Origin of the sequence: Faecalibacterium sp. I2-3-92, assembly GCF_023347315.1 — a bacterium.
In the GTDB taxonomy this organism is placed as follows: domain Bacteria; phylum Bacillota; class Clostridia; order Oscillospirales; family Ruminococcaceae; genus Faecalibacterium; species Faecalibacterium duncaniae.
Genome location: NZ_CP094470.1, coordinates 1,877,766 through 1,896,563 on the forward strand (window position 1 = coordinate 1,877,766; position 18,798 = coordinate 1,896,563).

Annotated in this window: 13 protein-coding genes; 3 read left to right on the forward strand and 10 right to left on the reverse strand. The window is 58.8% G+C overall.

Translation table 11 applies throughout. From position 1 onward, the window contains the following. Positions 1-71 precede the first annotated feature (71 nt). From MTP42_RS09100 to MTP42_RS09125, 6 genes are all read right to left on the reverse strand, one after another. Positions 72-977, reverse strand: a complete 906-nt coding sequence (locus MTP42_RS09100) for a transporter substrate-binding domain-containing protein (RefSeq protein WP_442899468.1) — start codon at positions 975-977, stop codon at positions 72-74. Positions 978-1,096: 119 nt separating this feature from the next. Further along, on the reverse strand, positions 1,097-1,855 hold the full coding sequence (locus tag MTP42_RS09105; RefSeq protein ID WP_330221135.1) for an amino acid ABC transporter ATP-binding protein: 759 nt from the start codon (positions 1,853-1,855) through the stop codon (positions 1,097-1,099). A 5-nt stretch (positions 1,856-1,860) separates the two neighbouring features. Then, on the reverse strand, positions 1,861-2,535 hold the full coding sequence (locus MTP42_RS09110; protein ID WP_249257183.1) for an amino acid ABC transporter permease: 675 nt from the start codon (positions 2,533-2,535) through the stop codon (positions 1,861-1,863). Beyond that, complete coding sequence (locus MTP42_RS09115; RefSeq protein ID WP_154277287.1) at positions 2,516-3,175, reverse strand: amino acid ABC transporter permease; 660 nt, start codon at positions 3,173-3,175, stop codon at positions 2,516-2,518. The genes MTP42_RS09110 and MTP42_RS09115 overlap by 20 nt, the downstream gene beginning before the upstream one ends. 227 nt (positions 3,176-3,402) lie before the next feature. After that, positions 3,403-4,209, reverse strand: a complete 807-nt coding sequence (locus MTP42_RS09120) for a leucine-rich repeat domain-containing protein (RefSeq protein WP_249257184.1) — start codon at positions 4,207-4,209, stop codon at positions 3,403-3,405. 43 nt (positions 4,210-4,252) lie between these two features. Next, on the reverse strand, positions 4,253-4,888 hold the full coding sequence (locus MTP42_RS09125) for a LexA family protein (protein WP_005930458.1): 636 nt from the start codon (positions 4,886-4,888) through the stop codon (positions 4,253-4,255). 219 nt (positions 4,889-5,107) lie between these two features. On the opposite strand from MTP42_RS09125, the gene MTP42_RS14670 reads away from it, so the two are divergent. Together MTP42_RS14670 and MTP42_RS09135 are read left to right on the forward strand one after the other, a co-directional pair. Beyond that, entirely contained in the window at positions 5,108-6,100 is a 993-nt protein-coding gene (locus MTP42_RS14670) for a collagen-like triple helix repeat-containing protein (RefSeq protein ID WP_269076663.1), read from the forward strand. Between the two features lie 137 nt (positions 6,101-6,237). Next, positions 6,238-9,003, forward strand: a complete 2,766-nt coding sequence (locus MTP42_RS09135; protein ID WP_249257185.1) for a bifunctional diguanylate cyclase/phosphodiesterase — start codon at positions 6,238-6,240, stop codon at positions 9,001-9,003. A gap of 79 nt (positions 9,004-9,082) precedes the next feature. On the opposite strand, the gene MTP42_RS09140 is transcribed toward MTP42_RS09135, so the two are convergent. The 4 genes from MTP42_RS09140 to MTP42_RS09155 all read right to left on the reverse strand — a co-directional run bounded on the left by MTP42_RS09140 (position 9,083) and on the right by MTP42_RS09155 (position 15,195). Further along, positions 9,083-10,399 (reverse strand): 2-hydroxyacyl-CoA dehydratase, encoded by a 1,317-nt coding sequence (locus MTP42_RS09140; protein WP_005930465.1) that lies wholly within the window; start codon positions 10,397-10,399, stop codon positions 9,083-9,085. Between the two features lie 16 nt (positions 10,400-10,415). Then, positions 10,416-13,370 (reverse strand): acyl-CoA dehydratase activase, encoded by a 2,955-nt coding sequence (locus MTP42_RS09145; protein ID WP_256466561.1) that lies wholly within the window; start codon positions 13,368-13,370, stop codon positions 10,416-10,418. A 254-nt stretch (positions 13,371-13,624) separates the two neighbouring features. Next, positions 13,625-14,422, reverse strand: coding sequence for a sensor histidine kinase (locus MTP42_RS09150; protein WP_117533297.1), 798 nt, complete (start codon positions 14,420-14,422; stop codon positions 13,625-13,627). 20 nt (positions 14,423-14,442) lie between these two features. Then, positions 14,443-15,195, reverse strand: a complete 753-nt coding sequence (locus MTP42_RS09155; protein ID WP_249257186.1) for a response regulator — start codon at positions 15,193-15,195, stop codon at positions 14,443-14,445. Positions 15,196-15,527: 332 nt separating this feature from the next. Between MTP42_RS09155 and MTP42_RS09160 the strand changes: the two genes are divergently transcribed. Continuing rightward, positions 15,528-18,704, forward strand: coding sequence for an ABC transporter ATP-binding protein/permease (locus MTP42_RS09160; RefSeq protein ID WP_249257187.1), 3,177 nt, complete (start codon positions 15,528-15,530; stop codon positions 18,702-18,704). The last annotated feature ends 94 nt before the right edge of the window (positions 18,705-18,798 follow it).

The window sequence follows — 18,798 nt, forward strand, 5'->3', positions numbered from 1 at the left end:
GCACAAAAACCCGAGGACAGCTGTGACGCTGTCCCCGGGTTTCTTATTTATCCGCGATTCCGTTTTCAGGCTCAGGCGTTGGTCTCGCCGCCCTCAACGACCAGCTCATCCTCATAGTCAAGGCCGTAGGTATCCACCAGCGTCTCCTCGTAATCCTTGTGGAAGAAGCTCTCCTCGCCCAGGCTCTTGATCTCGTCGTTGATCCAGTCCAGCAGGGTGGTGTTGCCCTTGCTCACAGCGGGGGCAATGGTATCCTGGCTGCCCAGAGAGGGGATGCCCACCGTGTAGCCGGAGTTCTGCTTTGCAAAGGCGATGACCTCGGTGTTGTCGTTGGCCCATGCAGCGCCATTGCCGTTTTCCAAGGCGTTCTTGGCGGTTGCATAGGAATCATACTTCTGCAGGGGAATGTCGGGATATTCCTTGGTCAGGTAGGTCTCGGCGGTGGTGCCGGAAATGACGATCATCTGATCGTCGGCGTTCCAGTTGTCCAGACTGGTGATGACATTGCTGTCGGGAGAGATGACACCCAGTGCAACGTTCATGTAGGGCAATGCAAAGTCCACTTCCTCAGCGCGCTCGGGCGTGACGGTGAAGTTTGCCAGAACGATATCGACCTTGCCGGTCTGCAGATACTCAATGCGGTTGGCGGCTTCTGTGGAGACGAAGTTGACTTCCACGCCCAGATCCTCGGCCAGGCGACGGGCGAAGTAGACATCATAACCCTGATACTCGCCGTTCTCGTCCACATAGCCAAACGGGTTCTTGTCGGAGAAAACGCCGATGTTCACGGTGCCGTCCGCCTTGATCTCGTCCAGCGTGCGGAACACGTCACTGCCAGCAGCTGCGGCACTGCCGGATGCAGCAGAGCCGGATGCGGCAGAAGAGGAGGATGCGCTGCCGCCGCAGGCAGAAAGCAGGGCGGCGGTGGAAACTGCGCCCAGACCCAGCAGGAAGGCACGGCGAGAGATCTTGTTAATTTTCATGGTAGTAACTCCTTTCCTTTCTTTCCCACATAAAAATCCATCCATGATCTGTGACATCATTTCACAGCATCAGACAAAAAGGTTCAAAGTGGAAATGGGCTGCTGCGCATTTCTCACTGCTTTGCAACCGCATCAAAGATGAACGTGCGCAGGAAACGCTGTGCACGTTCGGTCTGCGGGTGGTCGAAGAAGTCCGCCGGGGGCGCTTCCTCCACAATACGGCCATCGTCCAGAAACAGCACCCGGCTGGCAATTGCCCGGGCAAACTGCATCTCGTGGGTGACGATCACCATGGTCTTGCCCTCACGGGCCAGGTCGAGCATGACATCCAGCACCTCGCGCACCATTTCAGGGTCAAGGGCGGCGGTCACTTCGTCGAACAGCAGGATCTCGGGGTGCATACAGAGCGCGCGCACAATGGCGACACGCTGCTTCTGACCACCCGAAAGCTCCCGGGGGTAGCTGTTCTTTTTGGCCAGCAGGCCCACGCGGTCCAGCAGGGCCTCGGCTTCCTGCTGCACCTCAGCCCGGGGGCGCTTCTGCACCTTGGTGGGGGCCAGCAGGATATTTTCCAGCACGGTCAGGTGCGGGAAAAGCTCATAGCTCTGGAACACCATGCCGATGCGCTGGCGCAGGGCCGCCAGATTCTTGCCGCCGTAGGCGACCGTCTCACTGCCCAGCTTCACCCGGCCCGCCTGCACCGGCTCCAGACCGTTCAGACAGCGCAGCAGGGTGCTTTTGCCGCAGCCGGAAGGACCCACCACAACGATGACCTCACCGGGCTTGACGGCAAAGCTGACATTATCCAGAACATTGGTCTTGCCATCGTAGCTTTTTACCAGATGGTCTACAGTCAGGATCGGCTCTGCCATAACAGTCACTTCCATTTCTTTTCGAGATAACCGGCCAGCAGGCTGATGGGCCAGCAGGCCAGAAAATACAGGATAAACACGGTGAGGTAGATGCCAAACGCCGCGTTGGGGCTGGCGGTGCGGTTGGCCTCAATGATCTGCTGGGCCACCTTGAGCACCTCCACCACACCGATCATCAACACCAGGCTGGTGGTCTTGATCATGCGGGTGATAAGGTTGATGGACAGCGGGATGAGCCGCCGCACCGTCTGAGGGATGATGATGTACCAATAGGTCTGCGCCCGGCTCATGCCCAGCGCCTCGCTGCTCTCATACTGATGCTTCGGGATGGCGATGAGGGCACCGCGGACGAGGTCGCTCATCTCGGCCGTGCCCCAGAGCACGAACACGATGACCGCCGCCGTCTCGCCGGAAAGATCCCAGCCAAAGGCCCGCGTGGTGCCAAAATACACCAGAAAGAGCAGCACCATCTGGGGCATGATGCGGATGAATTCCAGATACACCCGGAGGATGGCTTTCAGGACGGGATTTTTGAAGGTCATCAGCACACCCAGCAGGATGCCCAGCGGCAGGCTGAGAAGGACAGACACAGCGCTGATCTTAAGCGCCACGCCCAGACCGCCCAGCAGGCGAACCATATTTTTGCCCTTGAGCAGGACTTCAAGACCCAAATCCGGCATAGCGCAGCCTCCTTTCCAGCCAGCTGCCCAGCAGGGACACCGGCAGCAGGATGATGAGGTAGAACACCACCAGCAGGAAAAGGTTCTCGGCCGTCTTATAGTACAGGCCGATGAGGTCTTTTGCCGTGAACATCAGATCCATCAGGCTGATGGCGCTGAACACGCTGGTCTCCTTGAGCAGGAAGATGATATTGGCCATAAAGGCCGGCATACTGATGGAGACCGCCTGCGGCAGCACCACATAGCGCATGGTCTGCAGCCGGCTCATGCCAAGGCTCAGGGCACTTTCTGTCTGGATGGGTTCGATGGCTTCCAGCCCGCTGCGGAAGGCCTCGGCCATGTAGCTGCCGCCCAGAAAGGCAAGGCCTGCAATGCCGCAGAGCTCGGCGTTGGTCTTGATGCCGATCTTGGGCAGGCCGTAATACAGAAAGAACAGCTGGACCAGCAGCGGCGTGTTCCGGCTGAGCTGGATATAGGCACCCACGATACGGCGCAGCACCGGCACTTTTTCGTACTGGAGCACGGCGCAGACAAGGCCCACAAGGATGGCCCAGAAGATACCGGCCACACCCAGACGTAGGGTGAGCCAGGCCGCTTTTTCATACTGCGGCAGATATTGCACCATCACATTCCAGTCCATGTCTGTTCCCCTCCTTTTCTCCTGATCTTGCGGATGTGTGTTTCCGTTGGCCGTATGATATACCCATTTTCCCAGAATGTCAATAGGTTTATAGGTTTTTTTGTTGCACAAATTCCGGTCAAATTGATAAACAAGCTATTCATCGCTGATTTTTCGCTTCTGCTTTTCCACGCAAAAACGCCGTCTCTTGCCTTTTTGCACAAGAGACGGCGTTTGTTTTTGGTGGTTTAACTTTGGTTTGCAGTTAACAAGGCCTCGTTTTGTTCACCAATTGTCAGTGTACTCTTCTTTGCTTCCCAATCACCGTTATAAACGATCGTTTTCAAATTGCAGTAATCAAATGCATATTTCTCTACGTTCGACAATGTTCCCGGCAGAGTGATCTTTTTCAGGCCACTATGTTCAAATGCGCCTTCTTCAATCCGGATCACACCCTCGCCAAGCTGCACACTTTGCAGGGCTCTACACCGGGCAAATATGCGCTGACCTGTCATTGGTGTGTTTTCAATTGTTGCAGTTGTAAGTGAATAACAGTCCGCAAATATATCGTTTTTCAATTCTTTAACACTGGCTGGTATGTAAATCTGTTTTAGCCCAGATTCTTGAAATGCAGACTGCTGAATTTCAATCACATCTTCTGGAATCGTTATCCCGGTTAGTTTCCAATTTTTCATAAAGCAGTTCGCACCGATACTGTACGGCTTTCCCGTCGGAAGGAGCACATTTGCCCCATTCGTAAACTCATAGCTGACCAATACCAGCTTGCCTTGCTCTATTTTCCACTCTGCCTTACATTCTTCCGGGACGACCATGCCATCCCACGGTTTGGGCGGTTCCGGTTCCGGAAGCGGCTCCGGTTCACTGGAAGAAGCCGATTCCGAGGGGGCGGGCACTTCCTCCGGCTGAGAGGGAGCCGATACCTCACTGGAAGCGGGCGGTTCCGCAGGCGCGGGGACCTCTCCCCCGCCGCAGGCAGAAAGCAGCACGGTACCGCACAAAAACAACGCTGTGCACAGAACGGTCCTCCATTTCATAGCGAGCCTCCTATTCTGCCCCGCAGGGGCCATCTTCTTTTTTTCAGAACACCTTGCGGCACTCCACCACAAGGCCGACCACCCGCACCTGCACCCGTTTCAGATCATAGATCTGGGGCTGGTGCACGGGGTTGAAGCTTTTGGGGGTCAGGACCACAAGGCTCCCCTCCTGACGGAAATATTTCACGGTGGCTTCATCGCCGTTGACCATCACCACGGCAAGCTGGCCGTTTTCCACCTCCGGCTGCTCCCGCACCAGGATCTCATCGTTTTCCGAAATGCCCACGGCATTCATGCTGTCGCCCCGGACACGGAGCCAGAAGTACCGTGCCCCGTCCTTCCGGGTGATGGGGATGTAGCCCTCAATGTTTTCTTCCGCATACATGGGCAGGCCCGCACGCACCGTGCCCAGCAGCGGAGCCGTGAGGGCGGGGTCGAACGGGACAGCCCCTTCGGGCAGCTTCCGCTCCTCCTGCACCGACGGGACGGCTTCGCCCAGCAGTTCCCCCACCGGCACGCCAAAATAGGCGGATACCCTGGCCAGCGTCTCGCCCGAGGGGGTCGCCCCGGTGTTTTTCCATTTGGTCACTGTGGAGTTGCTCAAGCCCATCTCCTGCGCGGCCCGGCTGCGGCTGATGCCTCTGGCCTGACACAGGGCCGTGTAGCAGTCATAAAACACAAATTTTGCACTCCTTCTTGTGCAGAACGCCGGTTTTCTAACCGGATTCAGATTTTCCCTTGACTTTCTGAATTCAATCAGATATTATAGCCTCACAAGCTGATTTTGGTTAGATTTTATCCACCAAACCTTCTGCGGTCTTTTCACAATCTTACCGGAAACTCTAACCAAAGTCAAGCTTTTTGAACGCAAAAAACACGACAAAAGGAGTGAAACTGTATGATCGAACGTCAGATCCATTTATCCTCGGGCGGCGGGGCTGCTTTGCAGGGGTACGATGGCCTGCTCCGCTTCGGCTACACCAAAAACCAGGGCATCTACGCCCTGCGGGTGGAAGCCGACGGCGAGTGGCAGGGCATGACCCTGCGGGCCTTCTGGCACCTGCCGGATGGGAACGCTGCCCCCTCCACGCTGGTGACAGACGGCCTTGTGGAGGTGCCCGCCCTCATCACGGCTGTGCCCGGGGAGGGGCACATTACCTTTGAGGGCACCGATGGCACCCGCACCCTGACCAGCGCGGACGTGTGCTACTGCGTGGCCGAAAACTCCGGCACTGAGGACAGCACCCTGCCCCAGCCCGGCACGCCCGCCTGGCAGGCCCTGCTCGACCGGCTGAAAGCAGCTGTGGAAAGCGGTGCATTCCGGGGCGAAAAGGGTGACCCCGGACCACAGGGAGAACCCGGTGCCGCAGGACCCACCGGCCCCAAAGGAGAGCCCGGCCCGCAAGGCCCGCAGGGAGAACCCGGACCCCAGGGCCCAAAGGGTGACCCCAGCGATCCCGGCCAGTGGGAGCTGCTGGAAAAGGTGTCCCTGAACGCCGCCGCTGCCAGCTTTGAGCGCACCTTTCCCACCGAACTGCAGGCGCTGAAGGTGCTGTTTCAGGCAGGCAGCAGCCAATCCAAGGGCACGCTGCACTGGGTGTGCAGCACCAGCGATGGTGCTCAGCTGCTCAGTGCTTCTGCCCCCTGTGCTGCCAGCAGCCCGCCCACCCGCACCTTTGCCAGCTTTCAGGCACTTCCCTGCTTCGGCCAGTATCTCTGTTTTGCCGCATCCGGCACCACGGGTGCACCGCCTGCGGTCGTTCTGCCTGCCGGAAGCGGCGGCCAGAATGTGGATGCCAGCCAAAAGCTCGGCAGGCTGACCCTGACCGTGGACACCAACGTCCGGCTTGCCGCCGGTGCCACGATCGAGCTGTGGGGCGTTCCGGCCTGAGCGGGAGCACCGAAACCGTTTCCGACAGAGCTTTCGGTAAAATTTCTTTCACTTTCCATGAATTTTTTGTGTTTTGCCTTGATGCATCTTCCATATTTTGTTATACTGGTTAAAAAGCGGAAAGTGGGGAATCGGCCATGGATATCCCTGTTCGGTTTATCGATTCGATCATCAACAATCCCCTGCTGATGCAGTTTCTTGTGCATCGGTGGTTTTTCCTGCTGGAATATGACCCCCGTCTGGATCAGCTGCGGGTCTACGATACCCGGAGCTGCACGCTGGAGACACTGGATGCCTACCTTGGCTCCGAGAAGCCGGAGCACGCCACGATCTTCGCGGAGGACCGCTGGAAGATACGCGCCCTGCTCACCGGTGAGCTGTACGGCCCGCTGGAGATGCGCTTTGTCTCGCCGGAGGGGGTGTATTATTCCCGGGAGGTGGATGCCCGCCCGGTCGAGGACCCCGCCCGCGGCACGCTCTATGTGGGCTACGCAAAGGACATCACCGACCAGAAGAATCAGACCCAGGAGCTGCTGGAGCAGGCCCGCCACGATTCCCTGACCCAGCTGTATAACAACCGCACCGGCAAGGAGCTCATTGACCGCTATCTGCAGGCCAAAGATCCCTATGCCTCCTGCGGAATGCTGGTCATCGACCTGGATTTTTTCAAGAACGTCAACGACTGCTACGGCCATCTGTTCGGCGACAAGGTCCTGCAGGAGTTTGCCCGGCTGCTGCGCACCCTGTTCCGCTCCAGCGACATTCTGGTGCGGTTCGGCGGCGATGAGTTCGTGGTGTTTCTGAAGGATATCCCCAACACCACCCTGCTCCAGAAGACCCGCCAGCTTTCGGAATCCGTGCAGCAGGTGAAGTTCTGGGAAAACGATTACCGGATGACCTGCAGCATCGGTGCCTGCTTCCTGCCCGAAAACACGGCGGGCTATTCCTTTGACCAGCTGTTCGAAAACGCGGACTGGGCCCTGTATCAGGCCAAACAGAACGGCCGCAACCAGTATGTGTTCTGCGATAATCTGCGGCGCTATGCCCAGGCGGTTCCTGCCGCCCCGGAAACGGCTGATATCGATGCACGCTACCTGCACAACGACCTGATTTCCACCGCCTTTGAACTTTTCGAGAAGAACAATAGCTTTGAGACCGCCATTCCCCTCTTCCTGAAGATCGTCGGCATCCGGCTGCAACTGGACCGCATCACCATTGTGGACACCCGCATCCGGGAACGCAGCATCTCCCGGCAGTTCCAGTGGACCTCTCCCCGCGCGGAGCCGGTGCCTCTGAACGGTGAATCCTATACCAAGGAGGACTTCCTGACCCTGTTCCACAGCTATGATGAATACGGTACCACCGTGCTGCAGGCCGACAACATGGGGATGTACTCGCCGCAGGGGCGCGCGCTGCTGATGCAGGGCGGGGCCCAGACAGTGGTCTACGCTGCCATGTACGGCGAGGGCGAGTATCAGGGTGCCATTGCCTATGTGGTGTGCGGCAGCAAGCGGTACTGGACTCCCCAGAACCGCCGGGAGCTGGGCGAGATCACCAAGATCATCAACGCCTACCTGAGCAAGCATCTGGCCGTGAACGCCGTGAGCCGCGGCATGTCCTCTGCCCCCGAGTTTGACCGGCTGACCGGCCTGCTGGCCTTTTCCCGTTTCAAGGAGGAGGTCTTCCACAAGATCATCGGCGGCTACGCCGAGGGCTTCCAGATCTTCTACTGTGACTTCGAGAACTTCAAATACTTCAACGAAAAATACAGCTACGCCACCGGTGATCAGCTGCTGAAAGAATTCAGCAATTTCCTCATCGAGGCGGCCCGCCACTGGGGCGAGTGCTTCCTGTGCCGGGTGGTGGGCGACCAGTTCGTGCTCTACCTCTCCTGCCGCGACGAGAAAGGCCCGCTCCACTATGCAGACACGCTCTGCCGCCAGTTTGAGCAGTATCAGGCCCAGCATTACCCGGAGGTGCGCCTGCGGGTACGGATGGGTGTGTATGCCATTGAGCCCGGCTGCCTGAGTGCATCTGCCGCCATCGACAAGGCAAACTTTGCCCGCAAGCAGGTACACAGCAACACCCGCGTGTCTGCTGTCCAATTTGACAAAAAGCTGGAGGTCAAGCAGACCCTGACCGGTGAGCTGCTGAGCGGCCTGTCGCAGGCGCTTGAGAACGGTGAGTTCAAGTTGTACCTCCAGCCCAAGTTCTCGCCCAAGGATCTCTCTGTCATTGGAGCCGAGGCGCTGACCCGCTGGATCAAGCCGGACGGCACCATGGTCTACCCCGACCAGTTCATTCCCATTCTGGAATCCACAGGCCACATCGTGGAGCTGGATCTGTACATCTTCGAGCAGGTGGCCCAGTTCCTGCAGCGCAATGCACAGGCCGGGCACCGGCTGCTGCCCATTGCGGTGAATGCCTCGGCGGTGCTGGCTCGGGAGGATGCCCCCACCCAGGAGTACAGCGAAATTCTGGAAAAGCACAACATCAGCGCCCGGATGTTGGAGATCGAGCTGACCGAGACGGCGGTGGTCTCGGAGTACGACCGGGTGAAGCGCCTGCTTTCCTCCTTCCAAAGCGATGGAATGCAGACCTCGCTGGACGATTTCGGCGCGGGCGGTTCCCTGCTGAACAACATGGTGGATATCCCCGTGAACACCATCAAACTGGACAAACTCTTCCTGACCCGGTGCAGTTCCAACACGCGGGGCACCGATTTTCTGCGGGAGATCGTGCATCTGGTCAAACGGCTGGGCTACAACGTCATCTGCGAGGGCATCGAGACCGAGGAGCAGGTGCAGCTCCTCCGCTCGCTGGACTGCGACGGCGCGCAGGGCTTCTGGTTTTCCAAGGCCATCCCGGCTGAGGAGTTCGAGCGGCGGTATCTCTGCAGCTGAGACAAAAAACACTCCCCTTCGGGCGGAGCCGTGCGGCACACGGTCCTGCCCGAAGGGGAGTGTTGCTGTTTAGAAAGAATTATACCGTGGTCTCGACCCGGGGAGCCCCACCGGCGATTTCTTCTGCCGTCAGGGGGGCGGCCTGCGCCGGGGCGTTCAGGCGCTCCTTGGCGACTGCCAGCATCAGCTTGATGCGGTTTTCCTGGTTGACCCGGGTGGCGCTGGGGTCGTAATCGATGGGGGTGATGTTGGCGCTGGGATACAGGGCACGGATCTTGTTCACCATGCCCTTGCCCACGATATGGTTGGGCAGGCAGCCGAAGGGCTGGGCACAGACGATGTTGCCGTAGCCGCCCTGCACCAGCTCGATCATCTCGGCGGTCAGCAGCCAGCCCTCGCCCATCTTGGCCCCCAGCGAAATGATGCCGTGGGGCTTTTCCACCAGCTCCTTGAAGGGGCCGGGGGCATAGAACCCGGCATCGGCTGTGGCCTTGAGCATGGCACGCTCCACGCTGTCCAGCCAGTTAAGCAGCTGATCGGTGCCCATCTTGACGGCCAGCTTGCCGCCGTAGAGGACATGATCCTCGCCCATATTGAAGATGCAGTACTGCACAAAGCCCATCAGGCCCGGGAAGTTCACCTCACAGTCCTGGCTCTCCAGGAACTTCTGCAGGTCGTTGTTGCCCAAGGGGCTGTATTTAACGTAAATCTCGCCGACCACGCCCACCTTGACCTTGGGCACCCGGGTCACGGGGATGGCCGCAAAATCCTTTGCAATGAGCGGGAAGGTGTGCTTCATTTCCCGGGCAGTAAAGCCCTTGCCGGCCAGCAGAACGCGGCCCAGACGCTCGACCCACAGATCGACCATCCGGTCAGCGGCACCCTTTTCGTTCTCGTAGGGGGCCACCTGATTGCGCAGGGCACAGAGCATATCGCCGTAGAAAATGCAAGCCAGCGCGCGGCGAGCCAGCGGCAGGGTCATCTGGAATCCGCTGTCTTTTTCCAGACCGGAGAAGTTCAGGCTGGCAACGGGGATCTGGGGATAACCCGCCTTGACCAAAGCCTTGCGGAGCAGGTGGATGTAGTTGGAAGCACGGCAGCCGCCGCCGGTCTGGGTGATGAGCAGGGCCGTGTGATCCAGGTCATACTTGCCGCTGTTCAGGGCATCCAGAAACTGGCCGATGACCAGCAGGGCCGGATAGCAGGTGTCGTTGTGGACGTATTTCAGGCCAAGCTGTGCCACGGCGCTGCCGCAGTTGCCCAGGATCTCGCACTTGTAGCCGTCGTAGCGCAGGGCGTATTCCAGCAGCCGGAACTGGGTAATGGCCATGTTGGGGATGAGGATGGTGTGGGTCTGCTTCATCTCCGGGGTAAATTTGGGATAATTGTATTCCATAGGTTCCTCCTATGTATCAGGCTTCTGCCTTGGGGGCGGCCTTTTCCTCTGCCGCCTCGTCGCGCTCCTCCAGAGCGGCGAACAGGCTGCGCAGACGGATGTTGACCGCACCCAGATTGGTGATCTCATCGATCTTGAGCTGGGTGTAGAGCTTGCTGCCTGCCTGCAGGATCTCGCGGGTCTCATCGGTGGTAATGGCATCCACGCCGCAGCCAAAGGAGACCAGCTGCACCAGATCCATATCCTTCTGGGTGGTGCAGTACTTGGCCGCCGCATACAGGCGGCTGTGATAGGTCCACTGGTTCAGCACACTGGTGGGGAACCTTTCCACCCGGTTGGAGATGCTGTCCTCGGTGACAACAGCCGCGCCGTGGCGGGTGATGAGGTGGTCGATGCCATGGTTGATCTCAGGGTCAACGTGGTAGGGGCGGCCAGCCAGCACGATGATGCGCTTGCCCTGACGGCGTGCCTCATCAATGATCTCGCTGCCCTTGACCCGGATCTGGGCCATGTGGGCCTCGTGCTCGGCGTAGGCAGCATCGGCAGCGGCCTGCACTTCCTTCTCGGAAATGCCGCCGAAGTATTTGGGCAGGACTTCCTTTGCCATCTTGCGGACAAAGTCCTTGGGGCGGTGGATGCCCACATAGTCATAGATAAACTTCTGGCCCTCCAGCTCGGGGCAGTTGCCTGCCAGAACTTCAGGGTAATAGGCCACCACCGGGCAGTTATAGTGGTTGTCGCCCAGACCTTCGTCAAAGTTGTAGGTCAGGCAGGGGTAGAAGATGGCATCCAGGTGCATCTGGCTCAGGGCCTTGATATGGCCGTGGCTCAGCTTGGCCGGGAAGCAGGCGGTATCGCTGGGGATGGTGGCCTGACCGGCCAGATACAGCCCCCGGCTGGACACCGGGCTGGTGTGCACGGCAAAGCCAAGCCTGGTCCAGAAGGTGTGCCAGAAGGGCAGCAACTCGTACATATTCAGGCAGAGCGGAATGCCAATGGAGCCGCGCTTGCCGGGCACGGGCTTGTAACCGGCCAGCAGCTGCTGCTTGTAGGCGTACAGATTCAGGCTGTCATCTTCGCTCTTACCGGTCACGGGCTTATCGCAGCGGTTGCCGGAGATGAACTTGCGGCCATCGGCAAAGGTGTTGATGGTGAGCTGGCAGTGGTTGCCGCAGCCGCCGCACTTGACACTGACCACCTTCTGGTCGAAGGCTTCCAACTCGGCCAGATTCATCATCCTGGAAGTTTCCTGATGGTTCTTATGGCTCTGGCGCAGGCCGAACAAGGCCGCGCCGTAGGCACCCATCAGGCCCGCGATGTCGGGGCGGATGACCTCCACGCCCATCTCTTTTTCAAAGGCGCGGAGAACAGCTTCATTGTAGAAAGTACCGCCCTGCACCACGATCCTGCGGCCCAGCTCCTCGGGGCTGGATGCGCGGATGACCTTGTACAGCGCGTTCTTGACCACACTGATGGACAGACCGGCGGAAATATTCTCGATGGAAGCGCCGTCCTTCTGGGCCTGCTTGACCGAGCTGTTCATAAACACGGTACAGCGGCTGCCCAGATCCACGGGGCGGTCTGCGAACAGGCCGAGAGCGGCGAACTTCTTGACATCATAGCCCAATGCCTGAGCAAAGGTCTGCAAAAAGCTGCCGCAGCCGGAGGAGCAGGCCTCGTTCAGGAAGATGTTGCTGATGGCACCATCCTCGATCTTGAAGCACTTCATGTCCTGACCGCCGATATCGATGATGAAATCTACATCGGGCATAAAGTATTTGGCGGCGGTGAAATGAGCCACCGTTTCCACCAGGCCATAATCACAGCGGAAGGCGTTCTTGACCAGTTCCTCGCCGTAGCCAGTGGTGGTCACGCTGGCCACCTGCAGGCCGGGGTGCTCCCGGTAGATCTTGATCAGCTGTTCCCGGATCAGGGGCAGCGGGTTGCCAAGGTTGGGCTGGTAATTGGTGTACAGGATCTGGCTCTTCTCGTCCACCACCACCAGCTTGACGGTGGTGGAGCCGGAGTCGATGCCGATATGCACCGGGCCGCACTGGGCGCTGAAAGGCACATGAGGCACTCTGTGGGACATGTGCCGGGCATGGAATTCCTCGTACTCCTGCTTGTTGGCAAAGAGCGGAGGCTCACTGGCATAAGTAGCGGTGGCGGCGTACTGGTCCAGCGCGTCGGCCACTGCGGAGAGGTCGAACTCCTTGTCCGCATAGAGGGCGGCACCCAGCGCCACATAGAGCAGGCTGTTCTCGGGGCAGGTTCCGGTGACCCCCAGCGCCTCATCAAAGCTCTTGCGCAGCACGCTGCTGAAGGTCAGCGGCCCGCCCAGATACAGGATATTGCCCTTGATGGGGCGGCCCTGTGCCAGACCGGCAATGGTCTGGTTGACCACCGCCTTGTAGATGCTGGCGGCGATATCCTCCGTGCGCGCGCCCTGATTGATGAGGGGCTGTACGTCGCTTTTGGCAAACACGCCGCAGCGGGACGCGATGGTATAGGTGCGCTCGGCCTTTTCCGCGGCCTTGTTCATCTCGTCGGCACTCATCTTCAGCAGGGTGGCCATCTGGTCAATAAAGGCACCGGTGCCGCCGGCGCAGCTGCCGTTCATGCGGACCTCGGTGCCGTTGGTCAGGAACAGGATCTTTGCGTCCTCGCCGCCCAGCTCGATCACGCAGTCGGTGGCGGGCACAAACCGCTTGACTGCCACACGGGTGGAGAACACCTCCTGCACAAAGGGCACGCCGCAGCTGTCGGCCAGGCCCATACCGGCAGAACCGGAGATGCTCAGCAGAGCCTTGTTTCCGTGCAGGTGCTCTGCATCGATGCGGCGCAGCAGCTCCTGCGCCTTTTCCAAAATATGGCTGTAATGACGCTCGTATGTTGAATAAATCAGCGCATCATGTTCGTCCAGCACCGCGCACTTGATGGTGGTGCTTCCGATGTCAAGACCTACTCTCACTTGCTTTTCCTCCTGAGGAACAATATAAAAATACAGTTGTATTATACTCAAAAATCGGGATACAATCAATCCAGTCACCACATTTTACACGCAAAAAATAGTATTTTCCGCTCAAAAAGTTAAACATTTTGTTAAATTCACGAATACAGCCCCCCTGTTTTTCTACATTCCGGTTAAGATTCTTTACTCAGAGTGATTTTTACACAAAAACGCCCTGCCCCGGAAAAGCCCGGAGCAGGGCGCTGAATATCGTATCATTCCATTTTATCGGACAACAGGGCAAGCTCCCGCAGGATCTGCCAGCGCAGGCCATCAGCTGTGGTGAGTGCCGGATGGATGGTGTGCAGTTCCACGCTGCCCTCAATGGGAAACATCGTTCCGGCCAGCGGGATGCGCACCTCTGCCCGGGTACCGCTTCCGGCACCGCGCGGCGTGAGGGAAAGCACCCACCCCATGTGGGCGCAGTAGCGGCGGCAGAGCAGCAGCCCTGCCTGCACACCGCCCAGGAAGCGGCGGCGGTTCTCCATCCAGTTTTCACCGGTGGGCAGACCGCAGCCGTCGTCCTCCACGATCAGGTACAGATCCTCGTCGTCCCGGGTGAGCCGGATCTTGATCTGCCCGCCGGGGCTTACGGCCCGCAGGGCGTTGGAAAGCAGGTGGAACAGCAGCTGCTCGGCCTCCTGGGCATCCGCCTTGACATAGCAGCGCCGGAACGGGCTGTGATCCACGGTCAGCCGGATGTCCAGCTGCTTCTCGATCTCCGGGGCTATCTGGGCGGCCTCCATCAGGATCCAGCACAGGTCTACCGGCTTCATGGACGGCTTGTCGTTCATCTCCACTTCCAGCAGACCCATCATCTCCCGCAGGGTGCGCTCCAGGCGGATGCTCTCCTGCCCCATATCCTCCAGCGCCTGCCGGGTCCTTTCGTCTCCGGTCCGGGCCAGATGCATCTGCAGGTATTCCCGGTTCTGGTCCATGATGCGCAGGGAGTGCAGCAGCACGCTCTCAAATTGTTTGCGGGGGAAATCCCCCATCCCGCTCTCTTTTGCCATTCCGTTCTCTCTCTTTTTTCTCATCGTCCGGCCTTCCGTCCCTGCGTTCCGCTGTCGATCAATTTCTGGCGGCCCGCATAGATCAGCTTGCCCAGGGTAACGCTATGCCCCATCAGGCCGTAATCCTGCTTGAATTTCTGCCAGGCTTCGGTGTTGTATTTTTCCACCCCGTCGATCAGGCGGCGCATCCCGCAGTCCACGGCGGCCACTGTGGTGTGGTGTTCCTCGGCCACAGTCTGCAGGATCTCCTTGCGCACGGCCAGCTTCCGCTCCGTGCCGCATACGACCTGCAGCGCGGTGGTCAGATATTCACAGTTTACATCCGGCTGCTGGATGCCCCACTCCGCATAAAGCTGCTTGCAGAACGGCAGCACCCAGAAGATGCCGATGTCCGTGGAGCTGCGCAGATCCAACAGCAGATCCAGCAGGCTGCTGCGCTCCGGCAGGTACTGCCTGCCGTCCGGCCGCAGGAACGATGCCGTGGCATCGCTGTACCAGTCATCCCCCTGCAACAGCAGCAGCGGGCGGTTATGCAGGCTGTTGAGCCGCTTGAGGAACTCATACCCATCCATATCCTCCAGCTGGCTCGAAAGCACCACGATATCCACACTGCGCTGCTGACGCAGCTCCCGCAGCAGCTCCTCGCCGCTGTGGAAGCAGACACAGCAGATCGCAGGATTCTGCTCCTCCAGATAATGTTTCCGGACGCGGATCTCCCGCTCGTCGTAGCTCAAAAGCGCGACATGCAGCTTTGAAACGAGTCGTTCCGTCAATCCAACCTTCCCCTTTGCCTTAAATCTGCCGCACTTTTCTTCCGTGCGTACTGTACGATACTATTTTATAAGGCCCTGCGGAAAGATTCAATCCCCGAAAAAACGTCACTATGCGTCGAACCGTGCAGGAATGGCGGCTTTTTGCGTCTTGATTTCTGATAATTTACGTCATAAAGTGTCGATTTTTGTTTCTTTTACCTTCTCCAGCATAACACCATCTTTCCCGAAAAGCAATGGTTTGTTCACATTCATCTGATACTATATCTACGTTATTTTGTTTTTTGCCCGGCATTTCCCACACGCCGCCGGGCACGCATAAGAAAGGCCTGCCTATGCTTCAACTGAAAAAGATCCGCAAGGAATACAAAACCGGTGACCTTGTACAGACCGCACTGAATGATGTCAGCCTGAACCTGCGCGACAGCGAATTCGTCGCCATCCTGGGCCCCTCCGGCTCCGGTAAGACCACCCTGCTGAACATCATCGGCGGCCTGGATCGGTACGACAGCGGTGACCTTGTCATCAACGGGATCTCCACCAAAAAGTACACCGACCGCGATTGGGACTCCTACCGCAACCACACCATCGGCTTTGTGTTCCAGAGCTACAACCTGATTCCCCATCAGACCGTTCTGGCCAACGTGGAGCTGGCCCTGACCATTTCCGGCATCTCGGGCGCAGAGCGCAAGCGCCGCGCCACCGAGGCGCTGCAGAAGGTGGGACTGGGCAATCAGCTGCACAAGCACCCCAGCGAAATGTCCGGCGGCCAGATGCAGCGCGTTGCCATTGCCCGTGCGCTGGTCAACAATCCGGATATCCTGCTGGCGGACGAGCCCACCGGCGCGCTGGACAGCGAGACCAGCATCCAGGTCATGGAGCTGCTCAAGGAGGTGGCAAAGGACCGGCTGGTGGTCATGGTCACCCACAACCCGGAGCTGGCCCAGCAGTACGCCACCCGCATCGTGAACCTGAAGGATGGTGTCATCCGCTCCGACACCGCCCCCTACGAGCCCGACACCACTCAGCTTGCCCCTGCCGTTCACAAGAACATGGGCCACTCCTCCATGTCGTGGTGGACCTCGCTGACCCTGAGCTTCAACAACCTCTGGACCAAAAAGACCCGCACCCTGCTCACGGCCTTTGCAGGCTCTATCGGCATCATCGGCATTGCGCTGATCATTTCCCTGTCCACCGGTGTCAACCAGTATATCGCTGATATGGAGCGGGACACCCTTTCCGAGTACCCGGTGCAGATCCTGCGCAGCGGCATGGATCTGACCAGCCTGCTGTCCGCCGACCTGCCCGGCCAGACCGCCGCCCCCGACCTCGGCGAGGGGATGGTGCCGGTGCGCCAGCTCGTGACCCAGATGGTTTCCGGCATCACCTCCAACGACCTGAAGAGCCTGAAAACCTACCTCGAGAGCGATGCCTGCAGCATCGGGGAGAGCGTTTCCTCGGTGGAGTATTCCTATAATGTACAGCCCCAGATCTACCGCCAGGACCCGGACGGCAGCATCCGGCAGGTGAACCCGGATTCCTCCCTTTCCGCTCTGGGCATCAGCTCCACCAGCTCGACCAATAACATGATGGCCAGCATGATGAACACCAGCGTGTTCTACCAGCTGCCCGCCAGCGATGCCCTGTATCATTCCCAGTACGAGGTCAAGGCAGGCCGCTGGCCCGAAAACTACAACGAGTGCGTTGCCGTGCTGGGTGCGGATGGTTCCATCACCGATTATGCTCTCTACGCGCTGGGCCTGCGGGACAACGCCGAGCTGGACAAGATGATCCAGCAGTTCGCCCAGAACCAGAATGTGGATGTGCCCGAAGATTTCAAGACCTACCGGTACAGCGATTTTCTGGGCCGTACCTTCAAGCTGGTCAACGCGGCCGACCGCTACCAGTACGACGATGCCCACAGCACCTGGGTGGATAAATCGGACGACAAGGCCTTCCTGCAGGAGCTTGTGGCCAACAGCGAGACCATGACCATCGTGGGCGTGGTGCAGCCCAGGGAGAACGCCTCCGCCGCCATGCTTTCTTCCGGCATCGCCTATCCCGCCTCCCTGACCCGGCATGTCATGGACACCGCCGCCCAGAGCAGGCTGGTGCAGGACCAGCTTGCCGACCCGCAGACCAATGTGCTGAACGGTGAACCCTTTGGAACCGAGCAGACCGCTGCCGTGGACATGGCTTCCCTCTTCTCCATTGACACCGACCAGCTCGAGAGTGCCTTCCAGTTCGACCCCGGAAAGCTGGATCTTGACCTGAGCGGCGCGTTCGACCTGAGTGACGGTTCCGTAGATTTTTCCTCCCTCATTGACCCGGACAGCTTCCAATTTGATCTGGCCGAAATGCCCGACATCGACATGAGCGCCCTGACGGACGTGTTCGCCAACATGGACATTTCCATCCCCGCCGACAAGATGCAGCAGCTGGCCCAGAAGGTAATGACCGGCTACAAGGATTACATCATCGGCAACGGCATTCTGGGGCTGGACAAGATCGGTTTTGACCAGTATCTTGCCAGCGACCAGTTCCAGCAGCTGATGAAGGATTCCATGGGCAGCCTCATCGATACCGCTGCCCTGCAGGAGCAGTTTACTGCCGCCATGCAGCAGGTCATGGGCAGCGTGATGGCAAACTTCTCGGAACAGATCGCCGCCGAATTACAGGCCCAGCTGGGCACTGCCATGGAGCAGGCCATGGGCCAGATCAGCACGAATCTGCAGAGCCAGATGACCGAGCGCTTCTCCTCTCTGGGCAGCCAGATGGAAAGCGCGCTGAAGATCGACGCAGATGCGTTCCGGAATGCCATCCGATTCAACATGACCGAGGACGATCTGGCGGAGCTGATGAAGTCGAAAATGATGTCCACCAGCGCCACCTATGAAAGCAACCTGCAGGCCTTTGGTTATGCCAGCGAGGACGACCCCAGCCAGATCAACATCTATCCGCTGGACTTCGAGCAAAAGGCTAAGGTCCTCAATGTGCTGGACAGCTACAATGCCGCCATGCGTGAGCAGGGCGCGGAAGACAAGGTGATCCAGTACACCGATGTGGTGGGCACCCTGATGACCTCCGTGACCAGGATCATCAACATGATCTCCAACATGCTGGTGGCCTTTGTCTCCATCTCGCTGGTGGTCTCCTCCATTATGATCGGCATCATCACCTATATCAGCGTGCTGGAGCGCCGCAAGGAGATCGGCATCCTGCGTGCCATCGGTGCTTCCAAGCGGAACATCTCCGAGGTGTTCAACGCCGAGACCTTCATCATCGGCCTGTGCTCGGGCCTCATGGGCATCGGCCTCAGCAGACTGCTGCTCATTCCGGGCAACATGCTCATCCAGAAGATCGCCGTCGGCACCAGCGTAGTGGCCGTTCTGCCCTGGAAGGCCGCTGTGGTGTTGGTTGCGCTGGCAACTGTGCTGACCATTCTGGGCGGCTTCATCCCCGCCAAAACCGCTTCCCGCTCTGACCCTGTCAAGGCTCTGAGAGCAGAATAAGATCACTTTTTCAAAGAGGCTGTTGCACAAGCCCCAGCAAAAAAGACCAGAGTTGTTTCGCCAAAAGGCGTTACAACTCTGGTCTTTTGCTTTC

Coding starts and splice junctions, on each gene's coding strand:
- MTP42_RS09105 (WP_330221135.1), bottom strand. CDS start 1,855: ATGGCAGAGCCGATCCTGACTGTAGACCATCTGGTAAAAAGCTACGAT.
- MTP42_RS09110 (WP_249257183.1), bottom strand. CDS start 2,535: ATGCCGGATTTGGGTCTTGAAGTCCTGCTCAAGGGCAAAAATATGGTT.
- MTP42_RS09115 (WP_154277287.1), bottom strand. CDS start 3,175: ATGGACTGGAATGTGATGGTGCAATATCTGCCGCAGTATGAAAAAGCG.
- MTP42_RS09120 (WP_249257184.1), bottom strand. CDS start 4,209: ATGAAATGGAGGACCGTTCTGTGCACAGCGTTGTTTTTGTGCGGTACC.
- MTP42_RS14670 (WP_269076663.1), top strand. CDS start 5,108: ATGATCGAACGTCAGATCCATTTATCCTCGGGCGGCGGGGCTGCTTTG.
- MTP42_RS09135 (WP_249257185.1), top strand. CDS start 6,238: ATGGATATCCCTGTTCGGTTTATCGATTCGATCATCAACAATCCCCTG.
- MTP42_RS09140 (WP_005930465.1), bottom strand. CDS start 10,399: ATGGAATACAATTATCCCAAATTTACCCCGGAGATGAAGCAGACCCAC.
- MTP42_RS09150 (WP_117533297.1), bottom strand. CDS start 14,422: ATGGCAAAAGAGAGCGGGATGGGGGATTTCCCCCGCAAACAATTTGAG.
- MTP42_RS09160 (WP_249257187.1), top strand. CDS start 15,528: ATGCTTCAACTGAAAAAGATCCGCAAGGAATACAAAACCGGTGACCTT.